General features: G+C 55.6%; 12 protein-coding genes. All 12 read left to right on the forward strand.

Annotated elements, in window-relative coordinates; all coding sequences use genetic code 11:
* The first annotated feature begins 577 nt into the window (after positions 1–577).
* Positions 578–1,963: a sensor histidine kinase gene (locus DQG13_RS20875; RefSeq protein WP_113021791.1), complete on the forward strand. Its 1,386-nt coding sequence runs from the start codon at positions 578–580 to the stop codon at positions 1,961–1,963.
* On the forward strand, positions 1,929–2,600 hold the full coding sequence (locus tag DQG13_RS20880; RefSeq protein WP_113021793.1) for a response regulator transcription factor: 672 nt from the start codon (positions 1,929–1,931) through the stop codon (positions 2,598–2,600). The genes DQG13_RS20875 and DQG13_RS20880 overlap by 35 nt, the downstream gene beginning before the upstream one ends.
* A 56-nt stretch (positions 2,601–2,656) precedes the next feature.
* Positions 2,657–2,788 carry a hypothetical protein gene (locus DQG13_RS31565; RefSeq protein ID WP_258525790.1) on the forward strand — a complete coding sequence of 44 codons (132 nt, stop codon included), beginning with the start codon at positions 2,657–2,659 and terminating at the stop codon, positions 2,786–2,788.
* Between the two features lie 47 nt (positions 2,789–2,835).
* Entirely contained in the window at positions 2,836–4,503 is a 1,668-nt protein-coding gene (locus DQG13_RS20885; RefSeq protein ID WP_113021795.1) for a DUF2339 domain-containing protein, read from the forward strand.
* A 668-nt stretch (positions 4,504–5,171) separates the two neighbouring features.
* Complete coding sequence (locus DQG13_RS20895; protein WP_113021798.1) at positions 5,172–7,439, forward strand: helix-turn-helix domain-containing protein; 2,268 nt, start codon at positions 5,172–5,174, stop codon at positions 7,437–7,439.
* A gap of 311 nt (positions 7,440–7,750) precedes the next feature.
* Positions 7,751–8,626 carry an ABC transporter permease gene (locus DQG13_RS20900; protein ID WP_258525791.1) on the forward strand — a complete coding sequence of 292 codons (876 nt, stop codon included), beginning with the start codon at positions 7,751–7,753 and terminating at the stop codon, positions 8,624–8,626.
* A gap of 12 nt (positions 8,627–8,638) precedes the next feature.
* Positions 8,639–9,514 (forward strand): carbohydrate ABC transporter permease, encoded by an 876-nt coding sequence (locus DQG13_RS20905; protein ID WP_113021802.1) that lies wholly within the window; start codon positions 8,639–8,641, stop codon positions 9,512–9,514.
* Positions 9,515–9,571: 57 nt separating this feature from the next.
* The gene (locus DQG13_RS20910) at positions 9,572–11,236 is read left to right on the forward strand and encodes an extracellular solute-binding protein (protein ID WP_113021804.1); all 1,665 of its coding nucleotides are present in this window, start codon (positions 9,572–9,574) and stop codon (positions 11,234–11,236) included.
* 144 nt (positions 11,237–11,380) lie between these two features.
* Complete coding sequence (locus DQG13_RS20915) at positions 11,381–11,662, forward strand: hypothetical protein (RefSeq protein ID WP_113021806.1); 282 nt, start codon at positions 11,381–11,383, stop codon at positions 11,660–11,662.
* A 9-nt stretch (positions 11,663–11,671) separates the two neighbouring features.
* Positions 11,672–12,697, forward strand: a complete 1,026-nt coding sequence (locus tag DQG13_RS20920; RefSeq protein WP_258525795.1) for a BNR-4 repeat-containing protein — start codon at positions 11,672–11,674, stop codon at positions 12,695–12,697.
* Positions 12,698–12,715: 18 nt separating this feature from the next.
* Positions 12,716–14,593, forward strand: a complete 1,878-nt coding sequence (locus tag DQG13_RS20925) for a carbohydrate binding domain-containing protein (protein WP_113021810.1) — start codon at positions 12,716–12,718, stop codon at positions 14,591–14,593.
* Positions 14,594–14,633: 40 nt separating this feature from the next.
* Positions 14,634–19,598: a CBM96 family carbohydrate-binding protein gene (locus DQG13_RS20930; protein ID WP_181592893.1), complete on the forward strand. Its 4,965-nt coding sequence runs from the start codon at positions 14,634–14,636 to the stop codon at positions 19,596–19,598.
* Positions 19,599–19,920 lie beyond the last annotated feature (322 nt).

Below are 19,920 nucleotides of genomic sequence, written 5' to 3' on the forward strand. Positions count from 1 at the left end.
TTGATGCATCGCTAGTGCCGTAAGAGCGCTAATTTGATGAATAACGGATGTACGGTCCGGATGGCGCTTCCTGCTCTAACCGAAGGCAGTTTTTTGGAGGCGCCACCCTGTCATTGATCCATTATCTGCCAATTCTATCATGCAAAAATGCAGTTATTTGGGGCTGCGAGTCCATTTTTTCGCTCCAATCATGCAAAAGTGCAGTTATTTTCGTTTGAAACCGCCAAAAAGCTAAAATCCGCGTGAAATAGATGCACTTTTTGCATGATGACCCGCCGTTCCAGCAGTTAACTCATGAAATAAATGTACTTTTACATTTATGGGTATTCCATATCGTTTCATATTCCCGACATCCCACCACCATCTACCATACATCAGAGATGCTGTCACTAAAAGCAGATAACAGCAATTTGGAATGGGGACGAATGTGCCCGCGGCAGACAATAAGGGCTCCTAAGTCCCTTTAAAACACAATTTTTCCAAACAGAGTAGTCACTTTTTTTGTCCGTTTCGCCGCACCGCCCCCGGTGAATGGTATAATAAGGGATACAAACAAACGGGGAGTGTCCGGTCTTCCATGCCAGCAGTTCTGATTATTTTGTGGACAGTAGGTCTTGTCCTGCTTGTCTTTGATCCGCGCAAGCCGTCTGTCCGGTGGATGGCCGGGTTCTTGTTCTGCGGCGGGGCCGGGGCCCTGTCCGCTGTCATCGGCGATACCATAATGCCCTATGGCGCCTTGCACGGCTATTCCCGGGAAATGCTGGATTGGCTGGACCGGGCCAGGATCGTCTCGTCGCTGACGCAGTATTACGGATTGCCCTTCACCTTTATTATGTTTGCCTCCCACTACAACCCTGCGCCGCTTCCGGCCGCCCTGCGCCGGGCGCTTCCCTATGCGGTGCTGGCGCCTCTGGCCTTCATTCTGCTGACTCTCCGTCCGGTGCATCCCATTCCCTTCCGCGCGGTGGTATTCTGGGCCGTGCCCGTGGTGGCCGCAGGCGCTTATCTGGTGCTAAGCCGCCGGGAAACCCTGTATCTGCTCCGCCGCAACCACCGGTATACCGCAGCCGCCATTGTGCCTGCCGTGCTCTATTGCTCCGTAATGAACTATCTGCTGCCCGCCTTGGGTTTTACTGAAATGTGGCGCTACAATACCTGGGCGATTGTCCTGGCGTTTATTATCTTCATCATCGCCATTTTCAAATACGGCTTTCTGGATATGCAATTCCTCATTACCAAGAAGAAGCTGGATATTTCTCTGCGGGCCGTCACCTCCGGTACCGCTGTATTGAACCATGCCATTAAGAACGATGTGGGCAAAATGAAGCTGTTTACCGCCAAAATCGCCGCTTTTGCCGCCGATACCAACCAGCCTGAGCTTTTGCGGGATATTCGGGTTATTGAAGCGGCGGCGGAGCATATCCAGGAGATGATTGCCCGGGTTAAGGGCCAAACCCAGGAGCTGGTGCTGCGGCAGTCGGCCCTGGATCTTGGGGATGTGCTGGAGGAGCTGTCCCATCAGGTGAGCTTGGGCTTGCCTGCATCGGTGGAGGCCCGGTGGGAGCTGGACGGCCCGCTTCCGCTGACGGCCGACCGGGCCCAACTGGTGGAGACGGTGCAGAATCTGGTGAACAATGCCCTGGAGGCCATGCCGGAGGGCGGTGAACTGCTGGTTCGCGCCTACCAAACCCCCAAATGGGTAGTGGTCGAGGTCCGCGATACCGGGAAGGGCATCAGCCGGGAAGAGCTGAAGCGGGTGCTGGAGCCTTTTTATACTACCAAGGCCGCCTCCAACCGGAATTTCGGCCTGGGTCTGTCCTACTGCTATCATGTCATGAAGCTGCACAAGGGGAATCTGCATCTGGAAAGCACCCCCGGCAAAGGGACAACGGCGACGATTCATTTTCCCAAGAGGAAGGAGGAGCGGCATGGAGCGCATTCGGTTATTGCTGGTGGAGGATGATGAGGATTGGCTGCGGGGGTTGGAGGCGTATCTGTCCCGGGAGCCGGATTTTACAGTGGCGGCAACGGCGTCCAGCCGGGAGACGGCGGAGCAGGCGGTGCGGGAAGCGGCCTTCGATGTGGCGCTGGTGGATATTATGATGCACGGCGCTGCCGAGGGCATCGACCTGGCGCAGCTGATCTGCCAGACCACCCCCGCGCGGGTGGTGATGCTCACTTCTCTGCAGGAGAAGGAAATGATCTTTGACGCCTACCGGGTGGGGGCCATCGATTATATGGTCAAGTCCGACTTCGGAGGCATCCCCGCCGCCGTCCGGGCTGCCTATGCCAGAGAGTCGCCGATGAACGCTTATGTAGCAGCGCAGATGCGGGAGGAGTTCCGGCGGCTGCGCCAGCTGGAGCAGGCATACCGGATCAAGGAGCTGCGGGATAAAATCACCCCCTCCGAGCTCCAGGTGCTGAGGATGATCGACGCGGGCCATACCCAATCGGACATTGCCGACAAGCTCTATTTGTCTCTGCGGACCATCAAGGTTCATGTAGGCAATATTCTGAAAAAGCTGGGCGGCAGCACCAGCAAGGAGGCGGCGCGCCAGGCCCGGGAGCTGGGGTTATTTGAGGAGGAGAAGCAGGGATAGCCTGCATCTCCTCTCCGGGCTGCGGGAGATTTGCTGCGGGTGAAGAGAGTGTGCGGATGTATGTAGAGCTTCTCGTCACTTTTGGGGATGGTTTTGTTGTTTTGGTGCATGTGTTTGCCTCACCGCCGTCTGCCGGGGTACTAGAGAAAGTTAGTACTTTTGGCGGCGGCGGTTTTGTTTCACAATAGGGGTAAGACCTGGTCCTAAAACCAAACCATGAAAGGGGCAAACCCCAATGCCGGAATTGTTTAAAAAACACTGGACTTCATTCCTGGGCGCGTTGTTTGTGATCTGCTCCATCCTTTATTTGTTCAAGTTCACGCTGGATCAAGGCTGGATTACCAACTCCATGAAAACAGGGGCGGGGCTCCTGTTCGGAGTGGGCCTGGGTCTTGCCGGCTTCAAGCTCATCCTGGACAGCCGCCTTCTTATCGGTGAAATCATCAGCGGCTTGGGCGGGGCCGTCCTGTACGCCACCTTTGCCTTCTCCGGCATCTATTTCGACTTGTGGGATTCCATGACCGTTTTCATCGCGATGCTGATTTTGACCATTGGCTTAACCGTCCTGTCCTACCTCTTTGATTTCCGGGTGCTGATGAATCTGGCCCTCCTGGGTTCCCTGGCGGCGCCATTGTTCCTCCGTCCGGAGCAAGATCAGGCCTTCTCCTTGTTCCTGTATCTTCTGGTTCTGAACAGCGGCTACTTTTGGCTTAGCGTCCGCAAGCAGTGGGCGGAATTCCGGCTGCTGGCTTTTGTGGGCACATGGCTGACTTATGTGGTGTATTACCTTCACTTCGATCCGGCAACGGATGCGCTGTGGAGTATGCCCGTCCGGTATGCCTCCGCCACCTTCCTGTTCTATGTGCTGGGCTTTCTCATTTCCTCCTGGAAAGCGAACTCCCGCTTTGACGGGCTGAACCTGTACCTGGGCTTTGTCAATGCGGTGCTGTTCGGCTGCTGGTGCGTGGTGCTTCTGGACGGCATTCTGGAAATGGCCTATCCTTTAGGGGCCATGGGTCTTGTGTATCTGCTGCTGGCCTGGACCGCGTACCGCATCGCCGGCAAGGAAGCAACCTTTGCCGTAACCTTCAAGGCCGCAGGCGGTGTGCTGCTGCTGCTCCTGGCTTTTTCACAAATGGGGGAAGGGCTGACCATCAAGCCGCTGATCAGCGTCTATGTGTGGGGAGGGCTGGCGGTGCTGTTGATGGGAGCGGCCAAACGCCTTCGGATGGAGGGGCTGCAGCTGGTGTCCATGGTGATGTGGGCAGGTGTAACGTCGTATTGGTTCGTCACCACATGGAATGTGCCGCGGGGGGAATGGTTCGGCCTGTACCTTCCGTTCCTGAACGGAGCGGCCTTCGCCTGGATTTTGCTGGCGGGTCTCGGCTTCTGGTATTCTCTCTCCGGCACCTTCGCCGCCCTGAAGGAAGAGGGACGGAGGTTCCTGTCCTGTCTCTTCTCCGTAGCCAGCCATCTGATCGTCGGCGGTCTCCTCACCTTGCAGATCGGCAATCTGTTTGAGGAATATGATCTGGATGGCGTTTGGAGTCTGAATCTGACCCTGTCGGTGGTCTGGGGTGTGTATGCTCTGCTCCTGTTCCTCTGGGGGGCTTCCAGCAAACAGCGGGTATTCCGGTATTTCGGCTCGATCGTGCTGGTGCTGGTTTCCGTCAAGGTACTCTTTTCCGATCTGTCCGGGGAGGACAGCATCTACAAGGTGCTGGTGCTGCTGATCATGGCCGTGATCTCCTTTACCATCTCGTATATCAATCACCGGTGGAAAAATGAGCCTGCCGCACCTCCCGCTGAACCGTCTGTTGGCCCGGAGCAGCCGGAGGGAGAGCCGATTGTACCGATGGCTGAGGGAGAGACGGGAACCCACAAGGCAGCCGCGATGGAATAGCATAGCGGAACTCTCATAAATATGCTCCTCCCGAAGCAGCTGCGGCAACAACGCCTGCTTTCGGGAGGAGCATATTTGCGTGCGCGGAGCGGGAAAGAGAGGTTCTTGGCTCGCTAGACGCGTGGCGGATGGTGGATAGTGGGTAGCAGACGGTGGATAGTGGATAGTGATAGCAGATGGCTGATGTTTGTTGATGGTGGAGGTGGATGGTGGGCGAGATGCTTAGGGAACTCAGCGACTCTTAAACCGGCTTTTGGAGTAAATTTGTGTTTTTGCGGAACTGAGGAACTCTTATCTGCCCGCCGCGGCCAGATTCCGCCCATTTTCGTCGCTTTTACCGCCGCAAGAGTCGCTGAGTTCCGCAAAATCTCCAAGCTGCCGTTTTTGCCACTGTAAGGGCCGCTGAGTTCCGCAAAACTTCCAAGTTGCCGCTCCTTTTGCCACCGCCAGAGTCGCAGCCGTGGACATGGCAGTTGACACAGCCGCGAAGTTCTTGGCATTCGGCAATTTCGCCGGTTGGCCGGACATGGGCAGTACCGGTTTTCCTCGTTTCCCGGAGAAGATGAGTATTGACGGAACGATGCGCATTGACCGGCGTTACTGGCATTTGCTATGGTAAGGATACCCAGAGGTTCGGGAATCTGATACAGAGGGAGGCCGGCGAATATATGGGCAAACATTGGCTCAACCGGCTGCTGCTCTCCTATTTGCCGATTTTTACCGTGATCACGCTGGTATTGCTGACGATTACGGCATTGAGCGTAAGCGAGATGTCCAGGAAAGCATCGGAGAACGCCAATCACGTCTCCGTGGCCCATGCCATGTCCTTTCTTGATAACGCTCTCAAATCCATCGATGATATGATGCTGAAGGAAATTCAGGCCAGCAATGTCCTCAAGCAATATTACTATCCCTCTGCCGATGCAAACTCCTACCATTCCGTTTATGAACCGTCGGTTTTGCTGCGCAGCCTGACCAGCGTGATCCAGACCATCCGGATCGATTCCATCTATTTATACAGAACGGCGGACCAGGCCGTTCTGACCGCCAACTCCCTGCTGACCCTGGATACCTTCGGAGACCGGGAGTTCGTGGAGGGGGTGCTTGCGGCATATCCGACAGAGGTTTGGTCCAATGCCCGCAGCTACATGGAATTCACCAGTCAGGAAAGGGGGATATCCGTTGTTTCCCTGGTCCGCAAGGTTCCGGCGCTGTCGGGAGGGCAAGGCTTCGTTGTTGTCAACATCCGAACAAGCGACATTGCGCAGCTGATCGGCAAAATGATGGACTCCGGCTACAGCCAGGTATCGTTATGCGACCGCAAAGGGGTATCCCTTATGGACAGCCGGCTGCCTGCGGCCGCAGCCTCCGACGGTGAAGGGGAGAAGGCGGACAGCACGGACTCCAGCGTGTCTGCCGTTCAATCCGATTATACCGGGTGGCATATGCAGAGCCGGTTGCATAACATGGGCATCTTCATGGCTATCACCGGATACACAAAGATTCTTCTAATGATTGGAATGGCGGTGATCCTCATGGGAACAATCGCTATCGTGGTCGTCTCCCGGCGAAATTACCGGCCGATTGAATCGATTCTGTCCAGATTGAAAGCGGTTTCCCCCAATGATAGGCGGGAGAATGAAGCAACCCCGCGGGGGCGGAATGAATTCCAGCTGATTGAAGCGGCGCTTGACGATATGATGGAGCAATCCAGCCAGTATGAAGCCCGCCAGAAGGAGGAGCATCTTTTTCGCCGGCGCTACTTTTTCCAGGAATTGATGAACGGCCGTCCGATAAAGCCCCACGATTGGCCTGACGAGCTTTCCCGTCTCGGGCTGGAGACTTCCTTCTCCCGACTTCAGGCGGCGGTTGTGGAGCTGGACAGATACGGGCAATTTTGCCGGAGCTATTCCCACACGGACCAGGATTTATTGAAGTATGTGATCAGCAATGTTGTTTCCGAAATAACGCCGCCGCAGAAGAGACAGGTATGGTCGGAGTGGCTGGACGGCAATCGGCTGGCTGTATTGTACCGGTGGACGGGGGAGCCCGAAGGCGAAGACGCGGTTTATGGGTCTGTTGCCAGGCTGTGCGAGTGGATAGCCGGCAATTTGAAGTTTACGGTTACGGTTGGAATCGGCCCGCAAGTCACCGCCATAGAACAGATCGGCGAATCCTATCAAGGGGCGCTTGAAGCGGTAAAATACAAAACGGTGATCGGGACGGGGAGGGTTATCTCCCATGCGGAAATCAGCAAATGGGAGCCTGGTGAAAGCTATGGATATTTGCAGCAAATCCGCAGGCTGGCGTTGGCGTACCGGATGGGGGAGGACGGCTGGCTGGAGCAATTCCAGGGGATCGCCTGCGGCATCCGGAGCATGCTGTTCTCCCGCGAGGATCTGGCCAGTCTGGCCAATTACCTGATCTATCACCTGCAGCGGGAAATGATGGAGCTGTCCCAGGAGCTTCGGGACTCCTGGAGCACGGCGGCGCATGAGCAGCTTAACGGGGCAGTGGATCAATTTGAAACGGCGGATGAGCTGTTCATTCAACTGGAAGAAGTGCTGACAGGGACTGCGGAACGGATCAGGCAGGAGCGGGAAAGCCGGACCTATCACGCCATCATACAGCGTGTAAAGGACTATATCGAGCAAAATTACGCCAATCCCGATCTATCCCTCAATTACTTAAGCGACATCTTCGGCGTGAATGCGAAGCATGTCAGCCAGTTGTTCCGGGAGGAATTCGGAGTCAAGTTCAGCGATTACGTTATTCAAGTCCGGGTGGAGAACGCCAAGCGGCTGCTGCTGGAATCGGAGCAGCCGGTGCAGGATGTGGCGGCAAAGGTGGGGTACCTGCTGCCGTTTTCCTTCATCCGCGTGTTCAAGAAGGTGGTAGGCGTTACACCGGGAGATTACCGCAAGGAATGCGGCTAAATCCAATATTTGGGCCAGCGTTGCTGCGCCCTGCAGACGGCATTATTCCCTAAGGAGGCCTTTTGCAGGGCGCAATTTGGGTGTTCGGAGAATTTGCGTATCCGCTGAAATATGCTCATTGACCCTAAATTCCGGAGGGTGTTATCGTAGGGCTACCGAAATCGCCACGGCGCTTTCGTGAAAAAAGGAAGAAAGGAGGAAGGAGCATACAGATGGATTCCGCATACGCAACAAGTTCCGGACCACAGCCCCGGGATGCCCGCGGCCCAGACAAAGCAGCGGCCTTACGGCTTCGGCGGAGACGATGGAAAATGAATGTGCCACTGCTTATTCTGTTTACGCCAATCATTGTGTTCTTCATTGTTTTTAAATACACGCCGATGGCGGGCCTGATCATTGCCTTCAAGCAATATACGTTTATGGAAGGCATCTGGGGCAGCGACTGGGTGGGACTCAAGAATTTCAAGGTGCTGTTTTCCAATTCGCTGACGCTTTCGATTATTCGCAATACGGTGGTGTTAAGCGGGTTAAGCATCTTCGTGGGGTTCCCGTTTCCCATTGCCCTTGCCATTATGCTGAATGAAGCGCGCAGGAAATGGTTTAAGCGGATGGTTCAGACGCTGGTGTTTTTACCCCATTTTTTATCGTGGGCGGTAATCGGCGGCATTGTAGTTACCATATTTTCCCAAGAAACCGGCATCGTCAATTCCCTTCTGAAGACCTTGAACGGCACCACATTTCCATTCCTGTACCATGAACGCTCCTGGATTGCCATCTTCGTCGGGTCCGGTATCTGGAAAGGCGCCGGTTGGGGGTCAATTATTTACTTGGCGGCGCTCTCCACCATCGATTCCCATCTGTACGAAGCGGCCAGCATGGACGGGGCGGGCAAGTGGCGGCAGATCTGGCATATTACGCTTCCCGGCATCAGTCCGACAATCGTTCTCGTGTTTATTCTGACTATGGGCAGTGTAATGGAAGTGGGCTTCGATCAGGTGTATATCCTGCAGAATGCCAGCGTGTCGGGGGTAGCGGAGGTCATCAGCACGTATATCTACCGCGTAGGCCTGCAGCGGGCACAATTCAGTCTGACGTCGGCAATGGGGCTGTTCGAATCGCTGATTGGTCTGGTGTTTGTGCTGACGGCCAATCGGATCGCCCGCAGATTCGGACAGGGGCTCTGGTAGGGAGGAAGAAGAATGAGAGATACGTTGGGAGAGAAAGTGTTTTATTCCATTAACTATGTGCTGCTGGCGCTGGCGGGATTAAGCTGTGTGCTTCCCCTGGTCCATGTTTTGGCGGTTTCCTTAAGCGACTCCCATGCCGTGGCTTCCGGCCGGGTATCGCTGTGGCCCATCGGGTGGTCATTGGAATCCTTCGCTTCGCTGTTCAAGGGCACCCGTATTGTAAATTCCTTCGTCAATAGTGTAATCATTACGGCGGTTGGGGTGATTCTTAGCATGATCGCTACAGTTATGGCGGCTTATCCGGTTTCGCGGCCGTATTTCTATGCCAGGAAGCCGTTTATGCTGGCTATCGTGTTCACCATGCTGTTCAGCGGCGGGCTTATCCCCACCTTTCTGGTGATCAAGTCCCTTGGCCTGCTGAACACATACGGCGCATTGTGGCTGCCGGGTCTGGTAAGCGCCTTCAATATGCTGGTGCTGAAAACACACTTCGAGTCCATCCCTGCCGAGATGGAGGAGGCGGCCCGGATGGACGGCTGCAGCGAATGGCGGCTGATCGGGCAGATCGCGCTCCCGCTGTCGCTGCCGGTGCTGGCGGCATTGACGCTGTTCTATGCCGTCGGTTATTGGAATGCCTTCATGAATGTCCTTATTTATATCAACAGTCCGGAAAAGTATAACATGACGGTGCTTGTACAGCAGATGGTGCAGAGCCAGTCGCTGCTGCAGGAGATGAATCATTTGCAGCCGGAGGAGCTGAACCAGATCACCCCGGAGGGCATCAAGACAGCAGGCGTTATCTTCATGGTGGCGCCAATGCTGATTATATATCCGTTCCTGCAAAAGTATTTCGTAAAGGGGATGATGATCGGCGCAATTAAGGGTTAATCGTATGGCATGGGCATTCACAGAGAATAAAAATAACCAATTGAAGGGGCGTTATCCATGATCAACAGCAAGAAAGTGTGGTCGGCAATTGGCTTATCTGTCCTTGCGGCGGCTGTTATTGCCGGCTGCTCCGACCAGTCGGGGCCGTCAGATTCCTCTGCACCCTCTGCCGCTCCGGCGGCCTCCAGCCAAAGCGGTGATTCCAAACCGGCGGAGAGGGCTTCCATTTCCCAGTCGATTTACGATCGCGGCAATGTGGCCCCGGAGGAGGGGACGATTGAGAAGAACCGCTGGACCAAGTGGCTGAACGAGAACGGGCCGGCCAATGTGAGCTTTGTCGCCATACCGCGCTGGGAGCCGATTCCCAAGTTCAACACCTTATTTGCATCAGGTACGGCGCCGGACTTGATCTTCGATTTTGACACCAATTACCGCAATGAGCTTTACACCCAGAAGCAGCTGATGCCCATTGGCGATCTGATCGAGAAGTACAGTGTGGAATATAAGGCGTTTCTGGAGAAATATCCGGTGCTGCGCAAGGAGGGGACAAAGCCGGACGGCAAGCTGTATGAATTTGGCCGGATCAACACTGTGCAGCCCAATCATGTGCTGTTTATCCGGTCCGACTGGCTTAAGAAGCTGGGGCTTGAGGTACCCAAGACGGTTGAGGAATTATTCAATGTGGCCAAGGCCTTCACCGCCAATGACCCCGACGGCAACAAGAAGAACGATACGTATGGGTACAGCCTCAGCAACATCACCGGACAAATTACCGATGCCATGTTCGGCAATGTCATCTGGATCATCCAGGACGGCAAGTGGGTCCGTGATTGGGACCGGGTGAAGGCGGCCAATGAGTTCAAGAAACGGGTATATGACGCAGGTTTGGTGGATAAGGATTACCTGGCCGACAAGAACGGCGAGAAGGCAACGCAGGACTTTATTACAGGCAAGCTGGGTATTTACGGAGCCAACGGGGGGAGCATTGGGTTAGGGCTGAGTATGTTCGAGTCCCTCCGCAAAAATAACCCGGATGCCCAGATTACGCCGATTGAGCTGCCGGCCAGTGAATTCGGCCAATTCAGCCCGGTTCTCGGCAATCCGGTGCAAATGACCGCCGCCATCAACGCCTCTGCGAAGAATCCCGCTGCCGTTATCCAATATGTGGACTTCCTGGTTAAGGAGTCAACCCAAAAGGTCCTCAACTACGGCATCGAAGGCGAACACTGGAAGACAGGCGACAATGGCTGTCCGGTTATCATCAGCAAGGAAAAGAACAAGATTGAGAAGGACTATCTGACGGATTTCCAGATGCTGCGAAGCGCCGTCACCTTCGGCGATTGCAGCAAGTTCGAAAGCCAACTGGACCTCTCCAATCCGCTGCAGAAGGAATTCCAGGAAATCATCCATCAAGCGGAGAAGGCTTATTTGGACCCTTCCCGTCCTATGCCGCAAATTACCCATATTGAGCATATGCCTTCAATTCCCCAGGAGCTGCAATTAATTCTGACCAATACGGATCAGCCTATCGCGGATATGTTCAATAAAGCGGTTGTCAGCGGCAAATCGTATACGGTGGATCAAGCCATTGCCGATGCCAAGTCACTGTGGACGAAGGCAGGCGGCAAGCAGGTGGAGGACTGGTATGCCAAGTGGTATCAGGAGAATAAGGACAAAGCATTTTTTACGAAGGATATTTATGAAGTAGCCAAAAAAGGATAGCCGTATAGCCAGTGATGCACGTATAAGTTCCAAGCCGGGTGAATAATGGGCAGAGGGAGCCCCAGGCTCCCAAACGACGGCGTTATTTGCCCGGCCGTAGGAATAGCATTCATGAATCTGAAGGAAGAAAGGGGGTGATTTTTAATGAAAAAAGGTTGGAAGGGCGGCGGGGCGTTTCTGGCAGCCCTATTATGTTCAGTTATGCTGCTTATGTCGGCGTCTTCTCCGGCTGCGGCCGCCGCAGGTGCCGGTGTGATTGAAAGCAATGCCTCCTACCATGCCCGCAGAACATTTGGCACCGGCTTGTATGATCCGGTATCCAACAAGACCTATGTGACGTACAGCGGACCGGTTATGGATGTGTACGTGAAGGCCTTTGACCATGGGGCCAACGCTTGGGAGCCGGCAGTCAGGATCAAGGTCTGAAATGATTCCATTTCTTCCGCTTATCATGACTACACCACCATGGTAAAGCTTCCGGACGGGAGGCTGGGCATCTTTATCTTCAACCACGCCAATTCCGCTTATTTGCTCAAGGCTCCCTATGCCAATTCCATCTCCGGCACGTGGAGCACAACCACCGTCAGCAATGACAGGAACGCTTATCCCATGCCGGTAGTGTCCGGCAATGACGTTTACCTGTTTTACTCCAGGAATGATGACAGCAGTTATCCGTACCGGACTTACAGGTTTATCAAATCCGGCGACAGCGGCCAAACCTGGTCGGCGCCCTCCACTGTTATCGACACGGGCAAAACGGCGGATAAGTTTAATGAGGTGTATGCCTTCGGCGTTTATGAGAAAGCGGGGCGCATCTACATCACGTGGACCATGGGCGGCGGACCGGGAGGGCATAATGCGGAGGCGCGGAATTTGTATCTGGCCTACTTGGATACCTCCGATTCCACCATGCGCAATGCGGCCGGACTGAATCTGAAGAATACGGTTAATTTCGGCGCAGACCTGGATAGCTGTCTGGTTGCGGAAAGTCTGCCAAGCTCCACAAGCACGGACTATTTCGCCAAACATCCCATTCAAAATTCCCAGCCCAGCGTAGATGACGATGGAACCATCTATGTGGGATACGGGGATGGGGCGGTGGACGGGCCGGGCATCAAGCTGGCCAGGTACGCCAATGGCACATGGACCGTCAGTACGGTGGATTCCGCCACTTCAAGATTTATGGACATGGTGAAAACCGGCTCGCACAAATTTGAGATGCTCTATACGTCCCAGGATTTCTCATCCATCCTGGGCAAACAAACGGACAACGGCGGAGTATCGTGGTATGCCAAATATGCCTATGCCACGCCTTTTGGAGGCTCCAATGGGGATCGTGTGTTTTACATCAACTTTATTGAGGGAAGAAGCGCCATTTCGGCGGTGGGCGCAACCATCAACTACGCCCAAAGACAGCTGGATTATACGGGAAAATGGACAGTATTTGCACTTACTAGATAGCCCTGGGAGGGAATAAGGATGATGCAGAGGCTTGTAAAGCTGGCCATGCTGGCCGTTTTGCTGGGAGTTTTCCTGGCTTTGAACGGTGCGGATCGGGCATATGCAGCCAATCTGGTAGGCAACTCCGGTTTTGAAAGCGGTTTATGGACAGGGGGAGGCGGTGCAGGATTCTCCATTGACAGCACGGTTTATCATTCGGGGGGTAAATCCCTGAAGGTTTCCGGGGCTGCCGCAGCCCGCGCGATTACCTCGGAGAAAATTCACGTCCGCCCTTATGAAGGCTATCAGCTGGAGGTATGGGTACGTTCCAGCCTGTCAGACAGCAAATCGGCCATCAGCGTGAGTCTGCTGCCTGTGGACGCTGCCGATCATGCCTTGGCCTGGTATCCGGGAGGACAAGTCAAATTCATTCAGGCGGGAGGGGGCCGACAGAACTGGACCAAATATACGGCCACCATCCATGACCTTCCTGCATCCACGGATACGGTGAAGATTTATTTGCGGCTGGATGCCGGGGCAGTTGGAGACGTATGGTTCGACGATGTGTCCCTGGAGAGCATCAATCTTGCTCCGGACGGGGGCTTCGAATCGGGGCTGTGGAGCCATAATACGGGCTTCATAAGGGATACGGCCCAAGCCCATAGCGGTCTGGCCGCTGCCAAGGTTACCGGACAGAGCGAAGTTCAAGCGATATATACAGATACCATTCCCATTGTCTCCAGTGAAACCTATACCCTTTCGGTATGGGTCAAGACGGACCAGATCTCCACAGGCAACGGGATCAGCGTCGGTGTCCTGCAGGTGAATGCGGCCAATCAGGCGCTGGGGTGGTACGGTGGCTCCGTCAAGCTGATGACCGCCGGGGGGACCCAGGGGTGGACCAAGCTGGAGACGGAATTGTCCGGCTTCGCGGCCAATACCTCCAGCCTGCGGATATACCTGCGTTCCGATGGGGGGATCACCGGCACGTCCTGGTTTGATGATGTCCGCTTGAACAAGAAATTCCGGGACGGCTTTATATGGGGAGTCAATGGGCACAGCAAGAAGCAGGGCTCTTATCCGGCTTCGCAGCTTGACAACCAGCTGCAGAAGGCGGCAGACCTGGGAATCTCCCATTACCGGGTGGATGTGGAGCCCAGCCTGGCAGCCAATGGCAGCTATGATTGGGCGTATATGGATCAGGTCATCAATACTGCCTATAACAAGGGGCTGAAAATCTACCTGGTGATCTACGCCAAGCTCACCTTCACCCCTGCCGTGCTGGAGCAATACGGACAGGACATCGCCGCACGCTACAAGGGCAAGATTGCCTACTACCAGATCGGCAACGAGATCGACAATGACTGCATCCTTGGGGCCCAATACGACGGCTCGCAGGTCTCCCATTACAATCGGGCCGTCTATGAAGCGATGCGGGATAAGCTGATCGCCCTGGGCCGTGGCGTGCGCACCGGCGACCCCGACGCCAAGCGGGTGATCAATATGTGCTACCGGCATACCGCTTTTCTGGAAATGCTGCTTGCCGATGGCGTAGAGTGGGAGGTTAACGGTCTTGATTGGTATTCCAACATGGGCGACATGACCTTTACGCTGAACAAGCTGCAAAGCTACCCCCAAACCGAGATTCTGGTGGCCGAATGCAATACCTTCCAAGGCACACTGACATGGACCGAGCAGGCCCAGGCGGAGTATATTGTGAAAACGGCCAATCAATTCTATTATAACGCGCCGTCCAAGGTAAAGGGCTTCTTCGTTTATGAGCTGCTGGACGAACCGGACCGCTCCAGCGGGGAACAGCATTACGGGCTGGTCCATTCCTCCGGAGGGATTATTGGGGCGGAGAAGCCGGCTTACGGGGCGTACCAAGCAGTGATTGCCAACAAGCCGAGAGATTAATCAAGGGCAGCATTCATATCAATAGGGAGTGTGAATGATCATGATAGTTCAGATTCTGAGGAGGATCAACAAGCAGATCTCCATAACAAGCTGCTTCCTGCTTTTATCGGCTTATTTATTCGGGAATGCTCCGGCGGCTGTTATGGCTATGGAGACGCAGGACATGAACGGAGCCGTGGAGCAAATTATCTCTGCGGCGGCAGATGCGCATGTGCAGGGCGGAGGCAGCGCCAACGTGAATTTCGGAGCCGCCAAGTCCCTTGATGTGAAGCATATCAGCGGAAACAGCGGCATCACAAGAGAGGCCCTGCTGGCCTTCGACCTGGCCGGAATTGAGGTTGCTATCGGCAAGGCGGAGCTTTATATCTATGAAGCGTCCAAGGAAAGCAGCGGCACCGGTGTGGACAATCTGGTGTACAGCACGGCTGCCGGATGGCAGGAAGGGACAGTGACCTGGAATACGAAACCCGCCTTTGCCGACTACCTGGGCACGATCCACTCGGACACTGCTCCTGCGTGGCATGTGGTGGATGTCACATCCTACGTGAAGCGCCAGAAGGCAGAGGGGCAGACAGCCAGCTTCGGCATCAAGCAGGAGGCAGCCGCCGGGCTGCGTGTGGGCTTTGCAAGCAGGGAGGCGGCGGCGAATACGCCGTATTTGAAAATTACAGCCGCAGAAGCGGAGGAACAGCCGCCGGTGTGGCCGGAGCAGGCACAGCTGGGGGCGGAGCAGACGGATGAGGCAATGGTGCGTTTGAGCTGGCCGCCTGCATCGGACCCGTCGGGAATTGCGGGGTACCGGATTTATCAGAATGGAATTATTTTGCAAACGGTTTCAAGAAATGTTTACCATTATGAAGCAGGGCCTCTGAATCCGGGTACTGCCTATACGTTCAAGGTGGAAGCGGGAAATCCCGCCGGGAATTGGAGCCAGGACGGCCCTCAGGCTACAGTGGCGATTGGCCAGGCAGAAGAGCTTCTGCCTGCGTCAGCCGATGCCCACGTGCAGGGCGGAGCCAGCGCCGCCATGAATTTTGGAGCCGCCAACTCCCTGGACGTCAAGAACCAGAAGGGGAACAACGGGATCTCCAGGGAAGCCTTCATGAAATTTGACCTGTCCGCCATAGGAGACACAATCGGCAAGGCAGAGCTTTATCTGTATGAAGCGTCCAAGGAGAGCAACGGGACAGCGGTGGACAATCTGCTGTACAGCACCGCCCCCGGCTGGACGGAAAAAGCGGTGACCTGGAATACGAAGCCTGCGTATCAGGATTATTTGGGCGTTTTCCGTTCCGATACGGCCCCCCAATGGCATGTGGTGGATGTGACCTCCTACGTGAAGCAGCAGAAATCGGCCGGGCAGCCTGCCAGCTTCGGCATCAGGCAGGAGGTCGCCGCGGGGCTGCGTGTCGGTCTCACCAGCAGGGAAGCGGCAGCGAATACACCTTATCTGAAAATAACCAAGGCAAGAAGCAATGAGCAAGCCCCGGTCTGGCCGGTGTCAGCTGGGCTTGAAGCCATCGACACCGATGAGATGGATGTCACCTTGAGCTGGCCAGCCGCCGAGGACGCAGACGGAATTGCCGGGTACCGGGTTTACCGGAACGGGGAGCTGATTCAGAGCGCTCCGGGGACCACGGCGTTCATCGACGGCCTGACTCCGGGCAGCACCCATACGTTCAAGGTGGAGGCGGGAGATGTGGACGGGAACTGGAGCGGCGACGGACCTTACCTGACCGTGACGCTGCCGGTGACTACGCTTGGGCAGGTGAAGCACGGCCATGTCTTCATGAGCAACGAGCCTGTTGCCTTCCGGATCGAAACCAATCGTCCCTCTCTCTCCTGGTCGGTGCAGGATCTGTGGGGAGAGGAGGTAGCGTCAGGACAAGAAACGGTGCCGGGAGGAGGGCCATTGGAGCTCATCATCCCCATGGACCGCGTCGGTTATTTCACCCTCACCGTAAAGGCCGAAAAAGGCAGCAAGCAGCCTTCCGTGAGGACTGCGCCGTTTGCCGTTTTTGCACCCTACGATTTCAGGGCAGTGGAGGATTCTCCCTTTGGCATTAATGTGCATTTTGACCGGCCCAGTTATGGATGGACCCCGGATTTGACGGAGCTGATCGAATACGCCGGCATCAAGAATGTCCGCGATGGGGTCATGTGGAACAATGTGGAACGAACCAGGGGAGTCTACACCGTGGACCCGGCCCATGAAGCCATCATCGACGATATGGATGCCCGCAACCTGAATACGCTGCTGCTCTTGGCCTATACGAATAAATTCTACGACGAGGACAGCACGCCGTACACGGATGAAGGCCGCCAAGCCTCCGCCAATTACGGGAAATTCCTGATGGAATATTTCGGCGACCGGGTAGCCGCCTATGAGGTCTACAACGAGTTCAACATCGAATTTGGCAGACGCGGCAACGGCGTGGCCAATTCCAGACCCGATTACTACTATTCTTTGCTGAAGCAGACCTATGACACGTTGAAGCAGGCGAATCCGGACAAAACGGTCGTGGGCATGACCACGGCTTCCGTCCCCTTCACCTGGCTGGAATCCGTGTTCCAGCTGGGCGGGCTCAACAAGGTGGATGCAGCCTCCGTGCATCCGTACCAGTTTCCAGGGACGCCGGAGCATATGGTGCCGGAGATGGAGCGGCTTCATAACCTGATCGCCCAGTACAACAACGGCCAATCCAAGCCGGTCTGGATTACGGAGATCAGCCATCCCACCCATCAGTCGGCGGCAGGGGTGGATGTCAAAACACAGGCGGACTATCTGGTCCGGACCTTCGTGCTGTCCCTTGCCTCCGGGATTGACAAGGTGTTCTGGTATGACCTGATGAACGATGCCGTGAATCCTCCTTCCGCGGAAGCCAACTACGGCATTCTGAACCATCAGGATGATCCTCTGGGCAGGCATACGCCCAAGCCGGCTTACGCGGCCATGGGTGCGATGACCCGTCAATTGACAGGCGCGGAATATGCAGCGGATGAATCAGTTGCGGGAAGCCACTTCCAATACAAGTTCACCCGCGGCCAGGAGGAGCTACGTGTGGTCTGGGCCGAGGGGCGGCTCCAGCCGGCCGCCATTCTGACGCAGCAGCCCGTGCAAATCGTGGACATCATGGGCAATGAAAAGACTTATTACCCCCATGAGGGCAAGGTTTACTACACGCTGAAGGATGAGCCTATCTATGTAAAGGGCGCTATTGAAGGAATCGCCGCTGACGAAACCTTCGTATGGAGCGGGGAGCCTTCCGTTACCGGCGACGATGCCCAATTGAGTCTGGCCGTGAGCTATACCGGCTCCGCACCGTTCGACGGCGAATTGAAGGTGCACGGTCAATCCTATCCGATTCATGCCAATCCCGGTGAAGCGCTGCATATTCCCCTTACCGTTCCGGGGCTTGAGGCGGAGGGGCTTCTGACGGTGCAAGGGCAGTTGCTGAGCGGCGGCCAGCCGCTAGGACATTTGACTGCACAGGCGCGGATTGAGAAGCCGTACAGCATTCAGATCAAGCCGTTGTTTACCGCAGACGGTACAGGCAAGGAGCTGAAGGCGGTGATCACCAACCATTCCTCCAGCCGGGAATTGGAGCTTGAGCAGATTCAGTGGACCTTGGGCTCCCAGTCCGGCACGATGACAGGACCCCAAGTCATTCAGCCCTCCTCCGTGTGGACGCAGGCGATTCCTCTTGCAGGAGAGCTGGCCAATAACGTGGTTTATCCGCTCAAAATGACAGTCAAGCTGCAGGGTTATGATCCGGTCCAGGTGGACAGCACAGCCAATTTTACCCCTGTGTACCATATCAGCGAGCAGGAGCAGCCGGTTACGGTGGATTGGTCCACAGCGGAAGCCATCAGTCAGTATCACAACCTGGGCGGTCCCGGACTCAGCGGGCCTGAGGATCTCAGCGGTACGGTGACCCTGAATTGGGATGAGGAGAAGCTCTATATTACGGCGGATATTACCGATGATGTGCTGTTCTATGAAGCCGAGCAGAAGGATATGTACCTAAATGACGGGTTCCAATTCGGAATTGTCCGGGGCATTCCCGGAGAGAGCGGGGAGTGGTATGATTCCGGCTTCGCCCGGACCCCGGCAGGCCTGCAGGTGTATCATTGGATTACACCGGCCGGTGTCCCCGTAGGTCTGGTGGAAAACAGCGGGCTGTCCATCACCCGCAACGAGGAGCAGAAGCTGACCAGATACGAGTTCGCTCTGCCATGGACGGAGCTTGCGCCCATCAATCCGGCAGAGGATGAAGTATTCAGCTTCTCGCTGCTGCTGAATGAGAATGACGGCACCGGCAGAAGAGGCTATCTGGAATGGGGCTCCGGCATTGGGGCCAGCAAGGACCCGAAGAAGTACAGAACGGTGCAGCTGATCAAGCCAAGTGCCGCTCCCAACAGCCAAGCCAAGCCGGGGCAGCCGGTATTGTCCCATGACAACGGGCATGATACCGGACTGCTGGACGGAACCTACACCGTTGCGATGAATATGTGGTACGGAGAAAATGGCACCGAGTACCGCTTGTACGAGAATGGGGTGCTGATCGATACGCAAATCCTGGCGGATGCGGCTCCCGCGGCGCAGGCGGCGGCAACTGTGATCAGCGGCAGGAACAACGGCGTTTACCGCTATGTGGCCGAACTGACCAATGCCGGCGGTACAACCCGGAGCGCCGAGATGACCGTCCAGGTGACGGATGCGGTGCCGGGTCAGCCGGTATTGTCCAGCGACAATTGGGACGGGGACGGCCATTACCGGATCAGCATGAATATGTGGTGGGGCACCAATGGGACGGCGTACCATCTGTACGAAAATGGGACACTTATCCATACCCGGGCCTTGACCGATGGAACCCCCGGCGCCCAGTCGGCAGTGGTGGAGGTGAGCAATAAGCCCGCCGGTACCTATGAATACCGCGCCGAGCTGGTCAACGCTGCCGGAACCGCCTCCAGCAGCACGCTGACCGTGAGTGTTGTGAAGTAAAGCAATGGGCGGGGACTCGCCATCACCCCTTCCCCAATAACCGCATCATGTGTACGAAGAGCCGCCTGCTTCTGCCGCAGGCGGTTTTTTGCCGCGGGGCTGGCCGGACAGATTGAGATAGGGAGGGAACATTAGAGATTCGGGCAGGCGCAAAAAAACGTAACCTGTGCAAAATAGTGTAACCCTCCGGATGCCGCGGCCAACCCGCGGCATTTTGCCGCCATTGCTCCATAATTTAGAAGAACCTTGCTCTGCAATAAAGTATAATTGTGCGCAAAATTGGTCTGGGTTACGTTGGAGTTACCAAAGCCGTGCAAGATTG

Origin of the sequence: Paenibacillus sp. YN15 (assembly GCF_003285005.1) — a bacterium.
In the GTDB taxonomy this organism is placed as follows: Bacteria; Bacillota; Bacilli; order Paenibacillales; family NBRC-103111; genus Paenibacillus_AR.